Origin of the sequence: Clostridium sp. KNHs216, assembly GCF_006714885.1 — a bacterium.
GTDB lineage: Bacteria > Bacillota > Clostridia > Oscillospirales > Acutalibacteraceae > Caproiciproducens.
On sequence record NZ_VFMF01000001.1, the window covers coordinates 1266912 to 1285739 of the forward strand.

Sequence of the window (18828 nt, forward strand, 5' to 3'; positions counted from 1 at the left end):
GTTACTCCTTCACTGCCCCGGAAACGAGACCGGAAACAATTCTCTTTTGAAAAATCAGTACAATAATCATTGTGGGGATCGTCACAATCACCGTCGCCGCCGCGACCTCGCCCCAGAGGATCTGGAACTGTGTCCGCAAAAAAGAAATGGCGACAGGCACCGTCTGCATGGAGATTTCCGTATTCAAAGTCGCCGTCAGCAAATATTCGTTCCACGCGGCGATAAAGGTAATAATGGCAGTTGTAAACACACCCGGAGCCGCCAGCGGGAACACCACGCTCCACAGCGTGCGAAATGCGGACGCGCCGTCAATTCTCGCCGATTCCTCGATGGACAGCGGGATTTTCCCAAAATGGGCGACCATGATCCAGACCGCCATGGGAATGGTGATGGTTGAGTAGGGAAGGACGATAAAATAAGAATTTGTCCAGTGCAAAGAGGTGAACAGGTTAAAAACCGGGCCGACAATGATCATCTGCGGGAACATCGAGATTACCAGAATCAGCCCCAGCAGGATGTTTTTAAAACGGAAATGGAAGCGGGAAATCGCATAGGCAGCCATGGTTGCCACAACGATCACATAGAGCGTAGTGGTAGCTGAAACGACCAGGCTGTTTTTGATGGAGCTCAGGATGTTCTTTCCCGTCAGCACCGCGCCGTAATTCCGCAGGGTGGAATGATCGCTGAACACGCGGAATGCACCGGCACCGAAGATTTCACTGGAGGGCTTGAAAGAGGTGATCAATATCCAGAAAAATGGAAACAGGATAATCACCAGGAAAGCGGCTGTCACCAAATAGAAAATACTATTTTCTGCTTTTTTCATCATGCGTCCCTCCTAATCCGAAGACAAAATATTGGCGCCCAGCACCTTAACGAACAAAGCCGCAATCACCAGCACACAGACGAACATAAACATCACCACGACGGCACCATACCCGAAGTTTGTCTGGGAAAACATCGTCTTATAAGCGTAAACGGAAAGCGTTTCCGTGGAACCGCCGGGACCGCCGCCGGTCAGAACGGCGATCAGGTCATACACACGGAAAGCATCCAGCATCCGGAACAAAACCGCCACGAGAATGGAAGGCTTTAGCAGCGGAAGCGTAATTTTAAAGAAAGTCTGTATCCGGTTGGCACCGTCAATGGCGCTGCTTTCATACAATCCTTTATCGATCACCTGCAGGCCTGCCAGCAGCAGCAGCGCCATATAGGGCGTCGTTTTCCAGACATCCGTAAGGATGGTGGCCGACATGGCCCCGGGGCCTGTCAACAGCATCGCTCCCGGTTCGGATACAAGCCCCATTTCGGCAAAAATATGAGAAATAATGCCGTTGGACCCGTCGTACAAATAGCTCCAGATCAGCGCGGAAACCGCGGTCGGAATCGCCCATGGAATCAGCGCATTTGCCCGAATGATTCCGATTCCCCGGATCGCCCGGTTCATAACGAGCGCAAGGCCCAGCCCCAGAATAAATTCAATGAAAACGGAGATCAGCGTAAAATACACCGTATGTCCAAGCGCGGCAAACAGCCTGCTGTCGCTGAAAATTTTCTGATACCCCTGCAGTCCGATGAAATTCGAGGGAGCAATCGCCTTGTTTATTTCTTCAAAAATCTTCGGAAGAGATTCCGCGTTGGCGTACTCTGCATTGGGATGGTTCTTATACAGCGCCTCTACTTCCGCCTGCAGCCCGGCGGTTGCAGCAGTGAAATCACTGCTTTGCAGGGCGGAGATTTTTCCGCTTTGCAGGGCGGAAAATTGTTTTGTATAAGCCTCCGTGTAAGAAAGCGCCGCTGCAAAATCTTTTGCGGCGGCCGCGTCCTTTGCCGCCACGGCTGCGTCGTCATTCAAAAAAATCTTGATATACTCGCTGTTTTCCTTAAAATTATCGGCTGAAAAGCTGCCGCTGAAGCTAAGCTTCGACTTTTGTGCGTTATTGAGCTGATAATCAAAAAAAGTGTATGAAAAGGAGGTTAAAATCGGCCAGATTGAAAATACGGCGATGATAACCAACAGCGGTACGATAAATAAGAATTCTTTGAATGTCATCTTCTTTTTCATAGATAAGCCTCACAATCTCAGAAATTCGGAATCATGCCTGACCGCGCCGGAAGTCTCTTAATACAAAAAAGGCGTGCATCAGTTTTGGTGCACGCCTACCAAATTTATTTCAATGCGTCCTGCACAGCCTTTTCGGTGGTGTCGACATCCTGACTTCCGGAAAGATATTTATGAATATTGATCTGAATTGTGTCGCTTGTCTTGGAGTACTGGGCGGAAACCGGCCGTGCGATGGTCGTATTCAGCGCCTTCTGGAAACCTTCCATGGTAAGCAGCGGATTTGCCTTGATGACTTCCTCATCCTTCATCACCGCGTTGTAGCCCGGAAGATAGGAGCCTTTTGTCGACATGATTTTCTGCCCGTCGGGCCCTGCGAGATACTTGATAAATTCCCATGCGCCGTCCGCATTCTTGGATTTTGCATTCATGCCTAACAGCCAGCCGCCTACGCAGCCGCCCTTCGGCAGCGGCGCGATCCCGACCTGTTCCGTTTTGACCGCCACGTCTCCGGCTTTGATCAAACCGTACTGATACGGCCAGTTGCGGGAAAATACGCTCTTGCCGTCTTTAAAGCTGGCGTCGGTCGAGCCTTCGTTATAATTCAGAACGTCGCTGGGCACAACCTTGGAAGTAATGAATTTATTCATCACCTGGAGCCCACCCTTAATGTCCTGGAAGTTCGCGGTAAATTCATTGGCGTTGCAGGTCAGGCCCTCGTATTGTTTTGCCTGAAACACGTAACCGTCGGCAGTGCCTTTCTGTCCCTTGTATTTTGCAGCCATTTGATAAAGATCGTCATATGTATAGCTGCCGCTGACAAGTTTCTCCCCGTCTTCTTTCGAGACGATGTCGGAGCGGTAGTACAGCATGGCAACGTCGGGGAAAAACGGCAGAGTGTACTGCTTGCCCTGATAATTGCCGGAGTCCATGGAGCCTTTGTTAAAATCTGTCTTTTTGTAGCCTGCCTCGCTCATTTTGACATCCAGCGGCGAAAGGTACCCTGCCGCGGCAAATTCGCCGGCCCACACGACATCCAGTGAAATGACGTCGTAGTCAGAGGAACCGGAGGAAAGGGACGTTAAAAGCTGGTCGTGCATTTGCGCGGAATCGTTTGTGAACTGTTCCCATTCCACTTTATACTTTGTCTGGGACGAGTTAAATGCATCTACAACAGCCTGTGTGGCGGGGGTGGAATCCGCCTGTGCGCCGAATTTCAATGTGACGGGTCCGTTTGCCGCCTCTGCTTTGGATTCGGCGGCCTGGCTCTCTGTATCGGCCGATTTTGAGGAGCTTGCCGGCTGGCCCCCGCAGGCGGTCATGCCGGCTGCCATGGCAATTGCCAAAAATGCCGCTAGTATCTTTTTCATCATTACAATCCTCCTAGATTTGTTTTTATATACCCAATGAGAATGATCTTATCATAACGTAAAAAAAGGAATCAGTATTTCAAAATATTAAGATTAGTGTTATAATCTTAATAAGATATAAAAATATATCTAAAATAAATTTGAGCAGGTGTAAATTATGCTCGAATTTGATTTATCTGAGCAAGTGAAGGTCTTTTATTATGCGACCCAGCTTCCCGTCAGTATCTTAAAGAACGATCGAATCGAGCAATCCTTTCCCGAAGCTCTGGTGACAGCCGGGCAAATCATTACAGGGGAATCCGCCTTACCTATTCAATACAGCCCTCACGAATACAACACCGTACAATATCTTTCCAGTGAGTTCGGCGAGCTTTTCGTTGTATATGTATTCGACGATACTTACGTTGTAGCCGCGGGACCTTTTTTGACAGAGCCGGTACGGGACGGTATGATCGTAAACATGATCCAAAGTGAAAAAATCCCGATCAAATTGAAGCAGAAGCTGGAGTCCTATTATCAGGGCATCAACGAAATCACTCCCCAAACATATTATTATTGCGGAAAACTGATCGCATCGCTTTTCAATGCCAGAAACATGAACAAAACGCCGGATTCCCACCCGATCGGCAAGGAAGTCGGATTTATTCAGGAATACTTTCAGAATACCCATAAAAATCAGGAAAAGATGTTTTCGCACCCGCCGTTCTTTCTGGAAAAAAAGATCGTTAACCAAATCAAAATTTACGATATAGACGGCGCGCTGAACACACTGATGGAAATCAACCTGCTCAGTCGTGCGGTTCTGGCAAAGGACCCGCTGCGCTCCCTCAAGAATTCAATCATCTGTTCCTGCTCCTTTTTTACGCGCGCGGTGATCGAAGCCGGGGTGTTCCCGGATATCGCTTTTACCTACAGCGACACCTTTATTCAGCAGATCGAAAAGATGAACGGCATTTCCGAGGTGCGCAACTTTGAGCAGGAAATGTTAAAAGAGTTCATCAAGCTGGCGAAGGATAAAACCTCGGCAAAATATTCGCGTCCTATCTTTTCCGCGCTGCAATATATCAACAACAACCTGACGCAAAAACTGAGTTTGGCCGATATTGCGAAGCACGCGTATGTGCATCCGAATTATCTGAGCAGTATCTTCAAAAAAGAGGTCGGATGCTCGCTTACCGACTTTATCGCACGGCGGAGGATTGAGGAATCGACCTATTTCATTGCTTACACAGATTACGAAATCGCGGATATCGCAAGCTTTTATCACTTCTGCAATCAAAGCTACTATTGCACTGTGTTTAAGCAGCATCTCTTCGTTTCCCCGAAGGAGTACCGCAAAAACGCCCGTCCGTCCTGCTGATCGGTAAAATTCAGGGAAGAATGACCGTCAGACATAAAACAGCTCCATGGTCGAAAGGCCATGGAGCTGTTTTATGTCCCGGTGGTCCGGCAAGGTATTGGAGTTTATTTCATCCGGCCTGGCTCTGTCATAATTTCTTTTGGTAGCAGAACCATTCATTGCCGTACATGGAAGCTTCCCCACAGCATAGGTAGCCTAACGAATCATAGAGCTTTATCGCATAAGGGTTCTTTTTGCCGACGATCAAACGAATGCCGTCGAATCCTCTTTCCGTTCCATCTTTTTCTATCCCTGTAATCAGTATTTTTGCCATTCCCCGACCTTGATAATCAGCCCTTACCGCAACACGTGCCAGATCGCACGCGTTCTTCAGCGACCGATCCCAACAGGACAAATGTGCTAATTCATCATCTTTCCCCGCGGCAGCTACGGCAATCAGTTCCTGATCTTTAAAAACACCGTACAGGGAACCGCTATGAATATCCCTGACAACATCTTCGATAACCGGATAATCAGAGTCCCATGTGCAGCCATAACTGCCTTTTAAAGCTTCATAAATTTCAAGCACATTCTCCTTTTCCTCCATAGGGACTTTTTCTATTTTATATCCCATTGTATTTCTCCTGAATTCGGCATTTGTCATAATCTATTTCCTTTTTTAGAAGTGGTCTTATAGAAAGCTGGAAGAGTGCCCCGCTCACCTTGCGCGAAGTTCACGGCAGCCGAATATGGTTGATGTTATACCAATACTATATCGCCTTCATCAAACGGGTCGCCACACTCCGGACAGAACTTCGGCGGGTGAGTCTTATCATCCGGTTCCCAACCGCACTTGTCACATTGGTATTGCGGTATCCCGGCGGGCTTTGCTTTGCCATAGTCTGGGCAGAATTTGCCTTTACTCTTTGCACCGCAAGTACACACCCAACAGTCTGTCGAAGTCTTCTCAAATTCTGCCTCAACAATCCCGTCATCTGTGTCTGAGTCTTCCGCATTAATGACAATAGCGGCTTCGTATTCGGCAAACTCTTCCGGCGACATATGAGCCATTGTTGAGAGATGCTTCCGGAGCCTGTGTGCCATCGGTTTAAACGTTGCCAGCGTGAGGCCGCCGGAGATAGCTCCGCCAAGGATAGGCACAGCTTTTGATACGCCCTTGGCAAATGTTGCCTTCACCATTTTTTGCCCCAACATTGCCGCAATTTTCTTGACAATCGGATAATACCACGTTTTGGTAAGCGCTTTGGCGGCAACCCTTTTTGCAACAGCATTCATTGCCGTTTCACCGAATAATTTGGCCACCGCCGTGTTGGCGGCTCCCACACCGGACATCACGCCGATAAACAAAATAAGTTGCGACTCCGTGTTCGCGTCAAGCTCAGACGATTCGGTAAATATCTCGTCCCAACCGTATATGTATGCCAATTCCTGCGCAGTACGGATTACAAATCCGTAGAACTGCGCCAAGTCAGCCGGGATAGTTGCCGCCATAGCGAATCCACCCGGCAAGCCCGCTGCTGTTGATATGGCGGTTACCTTGATGGTTTCTGCATGAATCACCGCGTTTGCCAAACTGTCCAATGTTGCATTCGGAATGTCAGCATGAAGCGTTCCCTCTTCGATAGCCTTTTGCAACTGCTTTTCTGTACACAGCTTGCCGAGGTTCTTGGCCAGGAACTCTTCCCGGCCCACATGGACAAACGGGAGTTTTGCCGCGCTGTCGATGACGGAAGTAAATGATAATGGTTGATCCATAACGTTCGCTCCTTACCCCTCCGTTTTATTTTTCAATTTTCTCCTTTACTTTTCTTGCGTTTTCCGTAAGCCTTGGAATATTCCTAAGCAGATTTTGATAGAAAATTTTTACATCCAAATCGCCCAGGACATAAAACACCTGGCTATTCTCAACCGCAATGTTAAATAACAGTTCCTTTTCGTCTGACGTCCAGTTGTCAAAGCCATTCAGTGCTTTTATTGTGGAATGTGTCGTTGCAAAACTTCCACTGCTCTCCAGCGCAATGAGTAAATCCGTTTTTTTGCGGCCTTCTTCATTGTTTTGTTTATCGGCTTCAAGGTTTTCCTTTTTACATTGATAGTAAATATCCTCCAAAACCTCATTGGCAACCGTACGGTCAATAATTGACTTCACCAGGTTGTCCAATTCCTTTCCTTCCGAATAATCAGCCGGTACATAGTACTTTATCCTGCCGTCGTGCATCATTTTATAAACTTTAGATTTATCATTCGTCGCAGCATTATAAACACCAATGGAATGCCCGCCATAGGAATTCACAAGCTTCATGCAAGGAATATCGGTGTCGCTGTCGCCAATATAGACAATATTGCGAAACGGTACACGCATTTCTTCAGGGGCAAAAGAATCATTGACACCCTGGTCGTTGATATCCAGAACTCCTTTTTCAATTCGGAACAAAAACTGTGTTTTATTGGTATAGTTCACGACCTGCGCCGGCCATTTTGCAACGCCGGTTTGGGGATCATAGTAAAACGAACTGGCATATATTTTTTTGAAAACACCCTGTTTGGCAACAGATGTCCCCTCAATCATCTCTTTCAGCCCGGAGGAAATGATGTAGTGTTCAACAATAACCCCTTTTTCAGTCCCATATTCACAGATTCTTTTGAACCAGTCCTCCACACCGGGAAACAAAGTAACATGTGCGCCGTAGTCAGTCAATCTCTCTTTGGTAAAGACGATGTTGCCTTCCGCTGTCTGAACCATTTTGTACATATACGCCAGGTTCTGATCCATCTCGTTGTTCTCGGCCAGTTCGTTGGATTCCGTCCAAAAATCCCCCACGTCATATTTTACCGATTGAATATAACCCTGTGCCTGCATATCATTCGGCGATAAGGTTTTGTCAAAATCGTAGCAAATTGCCAGTACAGGTTTCTGTCCTTTGCTTTCCCGTTCAAACTCTTTTTGGCTCATATTTCACACCTCATTTAACCAGTTTTTCAATTGCCTGTCCCAAACAAACCGTGAACGTGTTTTGTCCCGCAAACTAAAATGTTGGAAGGAAATTCCCGGGTTCAGAAGACTTACGCAGTACGCTCTGTTATTAGGAGTTTACTCGTATCATACATCACTTTTGCATGATTTCTTTTCATTAACTCTTTTGTAATAAGGTTGCCTGTTTTCTTATCATAACATTCTCTATAAATACAGTTGTTGCGAAATATTCCATCCGCTTCTTTAGAAAAAAATTCATCTGTCAATTTAATATGATATTTATATGGAAGTTCCTTATCAGCCCTTAGTTCCCCACACAAATATTCCGACGTCGTATAAACGATCAGCTGAAAGACGTACTCAGTTGGATTGATAAAGCGGTAATCCAGATAGTTGTACATAATGGAAGTCCCAACCCCAAACGGAATCTGCCTGCCATAATCGGGGAACAAATCCATTCCGTCATGATGATGATGTTCCACAATCTGCATGGGGGTATGTAGAATCATCCAATGGATCAGATTTGTGAATTGACACATACCGCCGCCAACATCTTTTCCCAGTTGTCCGTTACTGATGGTCAGCCCTTCTTTGTACCCCTTTTTCACAGTGCAGGAACCTACTAATTTCCAAAACGAAAAGCACTCTCCGGGGCGTATCATAACATTTGATACTTTCGGCGCGGCAATATTTAAATTCACCGCTTTATTGTTTTGTAACTGTACATCTACATTTCCCAGCTTCCGGCGAATTAACGATTTATGTCTATATACCAAAACGGGTAAACTCTCATTGCTTTTTGTTATGGCGAATTTTTTAAGACAGGTAAAATTCAAAACATGGCGTATAACCCGACACTTCAGTAAAGATAATTTGTATGTAAATGGTGATATCTCACAGAAAAGTTTGCGCTTTCTCTCCATCATTCCATTCTCCCGTTGATAAACTGAGATCAAATAGCCGCAGCCACAGGTTTGGAGCATTTCGCTTTTTGAATAGGATACTCCTAAGTGAAAAGCCAAATTGTATTTTCATTTTTCAAGTATTCTTTTTAAGTAGGCAATATCTAACAAATTCACTGTCTCAAAATTTCCTTTATAAAACACACCCCAGTTGTTGAAAACGCAGGGCAATTCCTTTGCTTTTTGCAGCGTATCCACTTGAATGAAAGACACAGGAACGTCATTCATTTCACAATATTGTTTTATCGTCTCAATGTTTTGATAGATAAAGGGGCATTGCAGATCATAATAAATTGTTAACTCTTTGCTTTCAATCTTTTCATTTTTAACATTTTGTGCGAACTTTGGCATTGTTCCATCCAAAGAAAGTGCAAGCAACTCATAGCCATTATCGGTATGATCAATAACCTCAAAGCCGAATTTCTTCGCGAACGATTGGTCTGAAAGCCAAGATTTTTGTTTCTTCGCTCCGAGCATGCAAATGCCGGATTTTCCGTTTTCCTTAGCATCTGCCAAACAATACTCCATCAACGATTTTCCATACCCTTTTCCTTTATAACTGCCAGAAACCCATAAGCAATACAGATAATAATAGTTGTCGCCAATAATGGGAACCCACGCAGTTTCAAGAGGAGCATATTCAATAAAAACCGTGGCTTTTGCATTTAACTTCCTAAAAACATGCCCTTCCTTCAGTCGTTCAGAAAGCCATTGTCGCTTTGCCTCAACGCCATGATGTGGTTTTTTACTGCGTATAATACAGCATAGATGCTCATTGACAAGGTTCTCCGTTGTTAAGTTTATAAAATCATTACACATATTTTCATTTTCCTCTCTGACTGACTCTTGATTTTACAAACAAGGCCTGAACCAGGCAGCAGCCCATTCCCAATACAGGCCACGGCTCCACCGCTGGCCAGCGAAAAGGATTATCGTCTTACCGTAAAGATTCTACAGCATTTCCAGTTGATTCTGCAACAAATTTGCGTTTCTCCCCCGCCTTCGGCGGGGGAGAAACCTGTTTTGTCACGCAAACTGAAATGGAATTGCTGTAGCCGACATAATTTGGCTATATTATACTGCAAATACCGAATATAAACAATAAACAATTCTATAACCCCCAACCGAAAAGGCAAATCGTTTCGTGTGTCCCATAGAACAGCAGGAGCCTTTCTTCCGCTGAAACATCGGCGGAAGAAAGGCTCCTTAGGTCGCTGGAAGGAAATGTATGGCTACGCATGCCAAGCTTGTTTGTAAATCAGAAATCCTGATGTGCTGAAAGGACGTCCGGCCGTATCCAAAACACCCGGAAGCCGTCAGCAGTGCTCAGGCAGGAGAAAGAGGAACGCCGAAGCCGACTACCACACAGGTAATCGCAAGCATAATGAGCGCCCACTTGAGGACCGCGCGCAGCGCTTTGCTGTCCTGACCGACGAGGCCGACAGCCGCCACCGCAGTGGCAACGCACTGGGGAGACATAATTTTACCGACGCCGGCGCCCAGAGAGTTCGCCGCGGCGAGCCAGTACTTGGAAACGCCGATCTGCTGCGCGGCAGCCGTCTGCAGGGTCCCCAGCAGCACCTCGGTATTGGTGCCGCTGCCGGTGACGAACGCACCGATCGCGGCAATGATCGGCGCCACAAACGGATAGTAGCGGCCGGTGAGAACGACAAAAAGATGCGCCATATCGGCGATCATCCCGGAATATGTCATAATTTTGGCAACGGCAAGCACGGACATGATGGTAATGATCGTTTTAGACATCTGCTTCACCGTGCCGGTCAGCGCCTGCCACATCATCTTTCCGCTGGCTTTCTGCACAAGGCTGCCAATTACTGTGGCGACAAAAATGATGATGCCGGGTGTATTGATCCAGCTGAAAGAAACAGGACCGGCACTCGGGGCCGTGCTGATCTTTACGGTAGATTTGAAAATAGAAAGGAAGCTGTTGACCGGCGGAACCAGCTTGGAGGTCAGCAGAAGAAGCACGAAAATAAGAATAAACGGCAGGCCGGCCACCGCGAGCGGCATTGCCGGTTCATCCTGCTTTTGCGCTGTGCCGGCAATCCCCGCGCTCATATCGTACTCCGGGGGAACCGGCTTATTTTTCCGTGCCCTGGCCATCAGGAAGGTACAGGCCAGCGAGACGACGCAGCCCACGATAACGGTCAGCTCCGGCCCGAGGAATCTGGAAACAACCAGCTCAGGCAGGACGAAGGACAGGCCGGACACCAGCGTGATGCCCACAACGCCCTTCAGCGCCTTGACGCCGCCCCCGCCCGCGATGACCATCAGGAACGGAACCAGAATCATAAACGGCACCATCTGAAATACCGTCGTAAAGGCCAGCGGCAGCACATCCAGCCCGGTCACCGCCTGCAGGGTAACGGTAGGGATGCCGACGGAACCGAACGCGGTGGGAAAGGCGTTGGCGATCATGCAGACCACACAGGCCTCAATCGGATTCATGCCCATTCCGGCCAGCATGCTTGCCGGAATGGCGATTGCCGTGCCGAAGCCGGCCATGCCCTCCAGAAATCCGCCGAAGCACCAGCCAACCAGCAGGATCAGGAGACGCTTGTCGGCGGAAACGCCTGTGAGCATCCGCTTAATAATGTCCATGGCACCGGTTTTTAAAGAAAGGTTATAGGTAAAAATGGCGGCGATGATAACCAGAATGATCGGCCACAGCGCGGTGGCAAAGCCTTCCAGGGCGGAGGTGGCGCATTCCGCCGCCGGCATACGCCAAAGCGTCAGCGCCAGAACGACGGCAACGGCCAGCGCGCTGAGGCACGCCTTGTGACCGGGCATCTTTAGATATGTAAGCGCGATAATCAGCCAGACGATTGGCACCAGAGCAAGATAGGACTGAAGCATAATAAGAGACCTCCCCTATTTATTTCAGTGGCTGCAATAGTCACAGTTTACCCGCTTTTGGTTCTACCAGTTTCGACAAACATTCCGGCGATATATAGAATGAACAGCAGCAAAAACGAATTCTCTCAAAAAAGAATATTTCTATACTGGACACATTATATCCTCAAATTAGCATAAAGTCCATATGAAGTTATATCCAAAATTATATTTTAGTATATTTGACGAATATCCAAGTTTAATTTTGTCAGAAAAATAGAATCACTCGTTTTGGCATTGTATTAAAAATAAAATGTGGTAAGATGATAGCATACATAAGTGGAGCTACCAATTTTAAGGTGGTTTTTACCGCTTGCATCTGTAAACGGTTGGTGTAAAATTCAGAATGGAGGCGCTTTCATGTCTGTCATGATTCCCTTTGGCAAATCCGGGATGCCGCTGCACGCGGATCTCAGCGATGCGGAAATTCTGGAATCCCATGTGGAAGAACTCAAAGCCGCCGACACGGAGGACGGCCTGGTGCTGGCCGCTATGGCCAATCCGATCGACTCCCCCCGCCTGCGGGAACTGGCCGCCGGCAAAAAGACTTGCACGATCATTATCAGCGACCACACGCGTCCGGTCCCGAGCAAGCACATTCTCCCCGCCATGCTGGCCGAGCTGCGCGAAGGCAGCCCGGATATCGATGTGACGCTGCTGGTGGCCACCGGCTTCCACCGTCCGACCGGCAAGGAAGAGCTGGTGGCGAAGCTCGGCCGGGATATCGTAGAGCATGAAAAAATCGTAATCCATGACAGCCGGGACGCATCCGGCAATGTGCAGATTGGCGTGCTTCCTTCCGGAGCAGCGTGCGTGATCGACAAAATAGCGGCACAAACAGAGTTGCTTGTTGCCGAGGGCTTTATCGAACCGCATTTCTTCGCCGGTTTTTCCGGCGGGCGCAAGAGCGTGCTACCGGGTGTCTGCGATCAGGTGACGGTGCTTGGCAACCATTGCTCCGAATTTATCGCTTCGCCTTATGCGCGCACCGGCGTTCTGGACGGCAACCCGCTGCACAAGGATATGCTCGCCGCGGCAAAAATGGCGCATCTGGCATACATAGTGAACGTCATTATTGACGAAGATAAGCATGTGGTCGCCGCCTTTGCCGGGGACGCCATCACCGCCCACCGCCGGGGCTGCGACCTGCTGCTGAAATACTGTCAGGTGCAGCCGGAGCAGCGCGGCGATATCGTGATTTCCAGCAACGGAGGTCACCCGCTGGACCAGAATATTTACCAGAGCGTAAAAGGCCTTACCGCGGCGGAAGCCGCAGCGGCGCCGGGCGCCGTGCTGATCATGGTCAGCTCCTGCAGCGACGGACACGGCGGAGAAAGCTTTTACCGTGCGCTGCGCGACTGCGTTTCCCCGGAAAAGCTGACGGAACAGATTCTCGCCACCCCGCAGGACCGGACCCAGCCCGACCAGTGGGAATTCCAGATCCTTTGCCGCGTGCTGTGCAAGCACCATGTCATCTATGTCACCGAACCCGAACAGCGGAAGACGATTGAAGACATGAAGATCGCGTGGGCCCCGGATGTGGATACCGCTTTGAAGGAAGCAAGGGACATCAAAGGCGCGGACGCCCATCTGGTCGTGATCCCCAACGGCATCTCCGTTATGGTGAGAGAATCGGCTTAACAGCTTTTATAAAAATATTTTATCAGGAGGATTTATCATGGCAAATTATAATCCGGTCACACAGGAGATTCTTGCTGAACTGGAAAAAGCGGCGCCCGGTCACGTGGTCACCGGCGCAGATGTCAACCCGGACTACTCCCGCGACGAAATGCCCATTTACGGTACCCGCATGCCCGACGTCACCATCGACGTGCAGAGCACGGAGGAAGTCTCCGCCATCATGAAAATCTGCTATGAGCACAACATTCCGGTCACGACCCGCGGCGCCGGCACCGGTTTGGTGGGCGGCTGCACCCCGGTCTGCGGCGGAGTCGTACTCTGCACCATGCGCATGAACAAGATTCTGGCCTACGACCTTGAAAACTTCGCGGTCACGGTACAGCCCGGCGTCCTGCTGCAGCAGCTGGCCGACGACGCGCTGAAACACGGCTGCATGTATCCCCCGGACCCGGGCGAGAAGATGGCTACCCTGGGCGGCAACGTTGCCACCAATGCGGGCGGCATGCGCGCCGTAAAATACGGCGCTACCCGCGACTATGTCCGCGCCATGACCGTAGTCCTTCCGAACGGCGACATCACCCGTTTCGGCGGCACGGTTTCCAAGACGAGTTCCGGCTACAGCCTTACGAACCTGATGATCGGCTCGGAAGGCACGCTGGGCATCATCACCGAACTGACCCTGAAGCTCATCCCCGCCCCGCAGGCCACCGTAAGCCTGATGGCTCCGTTCGAGGACCTGGAGGTCTGCATTTCTGCCGTACCGAAATTCTTTATGAAGCATTTCCGTCCGCAGGCACTGGAGTTCTTTGAGAAGGAAATCCTGATTTCTTCCGAAGAGTATCTGGGCAAGCAGGTCTTCCCCCGCAAGATCGACGGCACGGACGTCGGCGCTTATCTGCTGGTTACTTTTGACGGCGATTCCATGGATGAACTGGACCCGATCGTCGAGAGCGCATCCGAAATGCTGGTGGAAGAAGGCGCGCTGGACGTTCTGGTGGCGGATACGGCGCCGAAGCTGAAAGACATCTGGGCGACCCGTTCCTCTTTCCTGGAGGGCATCGAGGAGCAGACCAAGCTGCTGGATGAATGCGACGTGGTCGTTCCTGTAAACAAAATTGCGTCCTATGTCGCATATGTCAATGAGATCAAGCAAAACTATGATTTTGAGGTAAAATATTTCGGCCACGCCGGAGACGGCAACCTGCATATCTACACCTGCTCCACGGAAATGGAAGAGGAAGAATTCAAGAAGCAGGTCGAGCAGTTCCTGAGCGCTCTCTACAAGAAGACAGTGGAGCTCGGCGGCCAGATTTCCGGTGAGCACGGCATCGGCTACGGGAAGGTACATTTCCTTGAAAGCGCAATGGGCCCGGTAAACATGGAGCTGATGCGCGGTATTAAAAAAGTATTTGATCCGAAGCTGATTTTGAACCCCGGCAAGGTTTGTATGGACCTGACGAGAAAGGGAGAATAGTTTTAGGAGAATCATTTAAAAGGAGTAACGATATGAACATTCTTGTATGTGTCAAACAGGTACCGGATACCAATGAAATCAAGATCGATCCGGTCACCAACACCCTGGTGCGCGACGGTGTGCCAAGTATCGTCAACCCATTCGACGGCTACGCGCTGGAAGCGGCGGCACGCCTGAGGGACGACGCGCCGGACACCAGAATCGTGGTGCTTTCCATGGGCCCGAAGCAGGCGGAAAACGCGCTGCGGGAGTGCCTGGCCATTGCGGCCGACAACGCTTACCTGGTGACGGACCGCATCTTCGGCGGTTCCGATACGCTGGCCACCAGCTATATCCTTAGCAGGGCAATCGCAAAGGTCGAAGAGCTGGAAGGCGCGAAATTTGACGCGATCTTCTGCGGCAAGCAGGCGATCGACGGCGATACCGCACAGGTTGGCCCGGAAATCGCGGAACACCTGGGCTACCCGCAGGTAACCTACGCACTGGAGGTAAAATCGGCGGAAGACGGCCTTCATGTCTACCGCGAGGCGGAAGACGGCAAGGAAGTCATCGGCGTACAGACGCCCTGCCTGATTACCTTTACCAAACCTTCTTTCGATCCCCGTTTCCCGACCATCAAACGCAAGATGGCGGCGCGCAAAGCGCAGATCACCCAGCTTACCGCAGCGGAGCTGACAAACATCGACCCGGAGCACGCCGGCCTGAAAGGTTCGCCCACAAAAGTGAAGCGCACCTATGTGCCGCCGCGCAAAGAAGCCGGCGTTGTGGTCAAGGAAGAAACCACCGAAGCGTCCGCTCACAAGCTATATGAGCTGCTGAGCAAAGCGCACGTGATTTGAAAGAGAGGGATCGGAAATGGAAGCCAAAACCAAGGACCTTTGGGTATTTTTGGAAACAAATGAAGACGGCACTGCCAAGAATGTCGGAATAGAATTACTGAACCCCGGACGCCACCTGGCCGACAAGCAGGGCGGCAAGCTGGTATCCGTTGTCATCGGCTGCCACACGGATGCAGCCGTAAAAGAAGCGGGCGCTCACGGAGCGGATCAGGTGATCGTAGTGGACAGCGAGGAATTTCAGCGCTACACCACGGACGCTTACACCGCCGCGCTGGCGCACCTGCTTGAAAAATACGCACCTACGAGTATGCTGATCGGCGCTACCCCGAACGGCCGCGACCTCGGGCCGCGCCTGTCCTGCCGCCTCGGCACCGGCCTGACCGCCGACTGCACCGCGCTGGACATCGACGAAGCCAGCGGCAATATCGCCTGGACCCGACCGGCATTCGGCGGAAACCTGATGGCGGTAATCCTTTGTCCGGATCATCGCCCGCAGCTCGGTACGGTGCGGCCGGGAGTGTTTAAGAAGCCCGACGTCTGTGAAGACAAGGCGGAGATCATCCGCGAGGACTTCCATGTGTCGGCGGATCAGATCCGGACCAAACTGCTGGAAACCATCCGTGAGGCCGCGGGCGAAATCGTCGACCTTGAAGGCGCGGACATCATCGTCTCGGGCGGCCGCGGTGTCGGCGGGCCGGAAGGCTTTCAAATTCTCCATGAACTGGCGGACGTGCTGGGCGCTACCGTCGGCGCGTCCCGCGCGGCGGTGGACGAGGGCTGGATCACCCATTCCCATCAGGTCGGCCAGACCGGCAAAACCGTCGGCCCGAAACTGTATATTGCCTGCGGCATTTCCGGCGCCATCCAGCATCTGGCCGGTATGAGCTCCTCCGACGTCATCGTGGCGATCAACAAGGATTTTGACGCCCCGATTTTCGGTGTCGCGGACTACGGTTTTGTGGGCAATCTTTTTGAGATCGTCCCCGCATTAACTGCCGAGATCAAAAAAGCAAGAGCCTGAGATTGATTAACAAGAAAAGGGGTCTTTCAATATGGATTTTAAATTTACCGCCGAAGAACAGGATATCCTGGATATGCTGCATGATTTCTGCGTAAAGTCGGTCGCTCCGATTGCTGCGGAAATTGACGAGCAGGAGAAATTTCCCGAGCAGACCTGGCATCAGCTGGCCGAAATGGGCATGATGGGCATGGCCTACCCGGAAGAAGCGGGCGGAGCCGGCCTGAGCTACCTTTCCTATATTGCCGCGGTTGAGGAAATCTCAAAGCACTGCGCGGCCACCAGCACTATGTTTTCCGCGCACTCCTCCCTGTGCGCCTGGCCGATCTTCGCTTTCGGCACGGAGGAGCAGAAACAAAAATACCTGCCGGACCTGTGCTCCGGCGAAAAACTGGGCGCCTTTGCCCTGACTGAGCCCGGCGCCGGAACCGACGCCGCCATGCAGCGCACGGTTGCCGAGGACAAGGGCGACTCCTGGCTTCTTAACGGCTCAAAAATATTCATCACCAACGCAGGGTTTGCGTCCGTCTTTGTTGTTTTCGCAATGACGGATAAGAGTCTGGGAACCAAGGGAATCTCCGCTTTTATTGTCGAGAAGGACACTCCCGGCTTCCGCATCGGTTCCCATGAAAAGAAAATGGGAATCCGCGGCTCCTCCACCTGTGAGCTGGTCTTTGAAGACTGCAGCATTCCCAAGGGGAATCTTCTGGGCGAAATCGGCAAGGGCTTCAAGGTTGCCATGATGACGCTGGACGGCGGCCGGATCGGCATTGCCGCGCAGGCTGTCGGCATCGCTCAGGGCTGTATCGATCAGACCATTCCCTATATTACCCAGCGCATCCAGTTTGGCAAACGCATCAGCCAGTTCCAGAATACGCAGTTTGAAATGGCCAATATGCAGACGCATGTCGATGCGGCCCGTCTGCTGACGTACCGCGCGGCGCAGGCCAAGCAGGACGGCGACCCATACAGCCACCTTGCCGCAATGGCGAAGCTTTTTGCCGCCGACACCGCCAGCGACGTGACCCGCCGCTGTGTGCAGCTGGTCGGAGGCTACGGCTTCACACGTGAATATCCGTTTGAGCGCATGATGCGCGACGCAAAAATCACTGAGATTTACGAAGGAACCAGCGAAGTACAGCGCATGGTCATCTCGGGCTGGATGGGCGTCAAATAAATTCACTTACTCCTTTTTATCCATACTCGTTTATCCATACTAGCAGCAAGCCGGCGGCTTGCTGTCTCTGCGGCTGCAGTTGAATGACTCTTGTTTAAGACACACAGAAATGCTATAATACGTAGTTATATGGAACTCAAAAATCAAACTTGAAAATAAATAAATTCTACGGTTCTCTGCATAGATTATCAAAGGAATTTTCGGCAGAAAACCGCGAGACGGCAGCCTGGCTGCAGGGAGATGTTTCTATGGACGCAAAAGCGGAAAAAAGTGAAAAAGCCTATGAACGGGTGATTGACTATGTAAAGGACGAAATCTGGCGCGGAAACCTCAAACGGGGAGAGCGGCTGCCTTCGGAGCGAGATTTGGCGGAGCTGCTTGGCGTAAGCCGCAACTCCGTAAGAGAGGCGATGCGCACGCTGAGCATGATGGGTTTCATCTCCAGCGTACACGGCGGAGGAAATTTCATATCGTGCGATCTGGAGCAGAATCTGAGCGAGACGCTCCGGATCATGATGATGATGGGAGAAACCAACTTTAGGCAGGTGAGCCAGCTGCGCAGGGGGCTGGAATCCGAGACGGCGCGCCTGGCGGCCAGCCGCATCCTTCCCCGTCAGACGGCCAAGCTGGCGGATCTGGTACGCCGGATGCGCGAGGAGCCGGACGCCGAAAAAGCCTCCCTGCTCGACCAGAAATTTCATACGCTTCTCTGTGAAGCCGCCGGCAACAAGCTGATCTACGCGATTTTCATGGCCATGCTTTCGACCATCAATGATTTTATCAGCATCATGTACGGGCGCATCGTGCAGGAGGACGAACAGGGAGAACAGCTCCATTTGTCGCACGAAAAGCTGGTGGACGCCCTGAGCCGCAACGACGAGGACGACGCGGTCCGCGCGATTCAGGAGCACTTTGAAGTTGTAGACGCGTCGATCGACCGCTCGTAATTCTTTCTGGGCTTTTTTGTCAGGCTTTCAGCAAGTACTCCGCAAAACGGTCTTTTTGGACTTTCCGTTTAAACAGCCCAACTGTGGTCAG

Annotated in this window: 15 protein-coding genes and 1 pseudogene; 7 read left to right on the forward strand and 9 right to left on the reverse strand. The window is 50.7% G+C overall.

Going from position 1 to position 18828, the window contains the following annotated elements:
* Nucleotide 1: 1 nt before the first annotated feature.
* From LY85_RS06085 to LY85_RS06095, 3 genes are all read right to left on the reverse strand, one after another.
* The gene (locus LY85_RS06085) at nucleotides 2–829 is read right to left on the reverse strand and encodes a carbohydrate ABC transporter permease (protein WP_207705547.1); all 828 of its coding nucleotides are present in this window, start codon (nucleotides 827–829) and stop codon (nucleotides 2–4) included.
* A gap of 9 nt (nucleotides 830–838) precedes the next feature.
* Nucleotides 839–2065, reverse strand: a complete 1227-nt coding sequence (locus tag LY85_RS06090) for a sugar ABC transporter permease (RefSeq protein WP_141825899.1) — start codon at nucleotides 2063–2065, stop codon at nucleotides 839–841.
* A 104-nt stretch (nucleotides 2066–2169) separates the two neighbouring features.
* On the reverse strand, nucleotides 2170–3435 hold the full coding sequence (locus tag LY85_RS06095; RefSeq protein WP_141825900.1) for an extracellular solute-binding protein: 1266 nt from the start codon (nucleotides 3433–3435) through the stop codon (nucleotides 2170–2172).
* Between the two features lie 154 nt (nucleotides 3436–3589).
* On the opposite strand from LY85_RS06095, the gene LY85_RS06100 reads away from it, so the two are divergent.
* Nucleotides 3590–4792 carry an AraC family transcriptional regulator gene (locus LY85_RS06100; protein ID WP_141825901.1) on the forward strand — a complete coding sequence of 401 codons (1203 nt, stop codon included), beginning with the start codon at nucleotides 3590–3592 and terminating at the stop codon, nucleotides 4790–4792.
* Between the two features lie 127 nt (nucleotides 4793–4919).
* Here LY85_RS06100 and LY85_RS06105 read toward each other — a convergent pair whose 3' ends face one another.
* The 6 genes and pseudogenes from LY85_RS06105 to LY85_RS06130 all read right to left on the reverse strand — a co-directional run bounded on the left by LY85_RS06105 (nucleotide 4920) and on the right by LY85_RS06130 (nucleotide 11605).
* The gene (locus tag LY85_RS06105; RefSeq protein ID WP_185741127.1) at nucleotides 4920–5405 is read right to left on the reverse strand and encodes a GNAT family N-acetyltransferase; all 486 of its coding nucleotides are present in this window, start codon (nucleotides 5403–5405) and stop codon (nucleotides 4920–4922) included.
* 125 nt (nucleotides 5406–5530) lie between these two features.
* Nucleotides 5531–5719, reverse strand: a pseudogene (locus LY85_RS19490) (SPFH domain-containing protein); the annotation flags it as partial.
* Between the two features lie 853 nt (nucleotides 5720–6572).
* The gene (locus tag LY85_RS06115; protein ID WP_141825904.1) at nucleotides 6573–7745 is read right to left on the reverse strand and encodes an HAD family hydrolase; all 1173 of its coding nucleotides are present in this window, start codon (nucleotides 7743–7745) and stop codon (nucleotides 6573–6575) included.
* 110 nt (nucleotides 7746–7855) lie between these two features.
* A complete protein-coding gene (locus LY85_RS06120; protein WP_243122496.1) occupies nucleotides 7856–8692 on the reverse strand; it encodes a VanW family protein in 837 nt (278 codons plus the stop codon).
* A gap of 105 nt (nucleotides 8693–8797) precedes the next feature.
* Entirely contained in the window at nucleotides 8798–9547 is a 750-nt protein-coding gene (locus LY85_RS06125; RefSeq protein WP_141825905.1) for a GNAT family N-acetyltransferase, read from the reverse strand.
* 507 nt (nucleotides 9548–10054) lie between these two features.
* Nucleotides 10055–11605: a lactate permease LctP family transporter gene (locus LY85_RS06130; protein WP_038325338.1), complete on the reverse strand. Its 1551-nt coding sequence runs from the start codon at nucleotides 11603–11605 to the stop codon at nucleotides 10055–10057.
* A gap of 396 nt (nucleotides 11606–12001) precedes the next feature.
* On the opposite strand from LY85_RS06130, the gene larA reads away from it, so the two are divergent.
* From larA to LY85_RS06160, 6 genes are all read left to right on the forward strand, one after another.
* Nucleotides 12002–13282, forward strand: coding sequence for a nickel-dependent lactate racemase (gene larA, locus LY85_RS06135; protein WP_141825906.1), 1281 nt, complete (start codon nucleotides 12002–12004; stop codon nucleotides 13280–13282).
* A gap of 37 nt (nucleotides 13283–13319) precedes the next feature.
* Nucleotides 13320–14756, forward strand: a complete 1437-nt coding sequence (locus tag LY85_RS06140; RefSeq protein ID WP_141825907.1) for an FAD-binding oxidoreductase — start codon at nucleotides 13320–13322, stop codon at nucleotides 14754–14756.
* 32 nt (nucleotides 14757–14788) lie between these two features.
* On the forward strand, nucleotides 14789–15595 hold the full coding sequence (locus LY85_RS06145; protein ID WP_141825908.1) for an electron transfer flavoprotein subunit beta/FixA family protein: 807 nt from the start codon (nucleotides 14789–14791) through the stop codon (nucleotides 15593–15595).
* Between the two features lie 16 nt (nucleotides 15596–15611).
* Nucleotides 15612–16616, forward strand: a complete 1005-nt coding sequence (locus tag LY85_RS06150) for an electron transfer flavoprotein subunit alpha/FixB family protein (RefSeq protein WP_141825909.1) — start codon at nucleotides 15612–15614, stop codon at nucleotides 16614–16616.
* Nucleotides 16617–16647: 31 nt separating this feature from the next.
* The gene (locus LY85_RS06155; protein WP_038325343.1) at nucleotides 16648–17790 is read left to right on the forward strand and encodes an acyl-CoA dehydrogenase; all 1143 of its coding nucleotides are present in this window, start codon (nucleotides 16648–16650) and stop codon (nucleotides 17788–17790) included.
* Nucleotides 17791–18038: 248 nt separating this feature from the next.
* Nucleotides 18039–18737, forward strand: coding sequence for a FadR/GntR family transcriptional regulator (locus LY85_RS06160; protein WP_141825910.1), 699 nt, complete (start codon nucleotides 18039–18041; stop codon nucleotides 18735–18737).
* The last annotated feature ends 91 nt before the right edge of the window (nucleotides 18738–18828 follow it).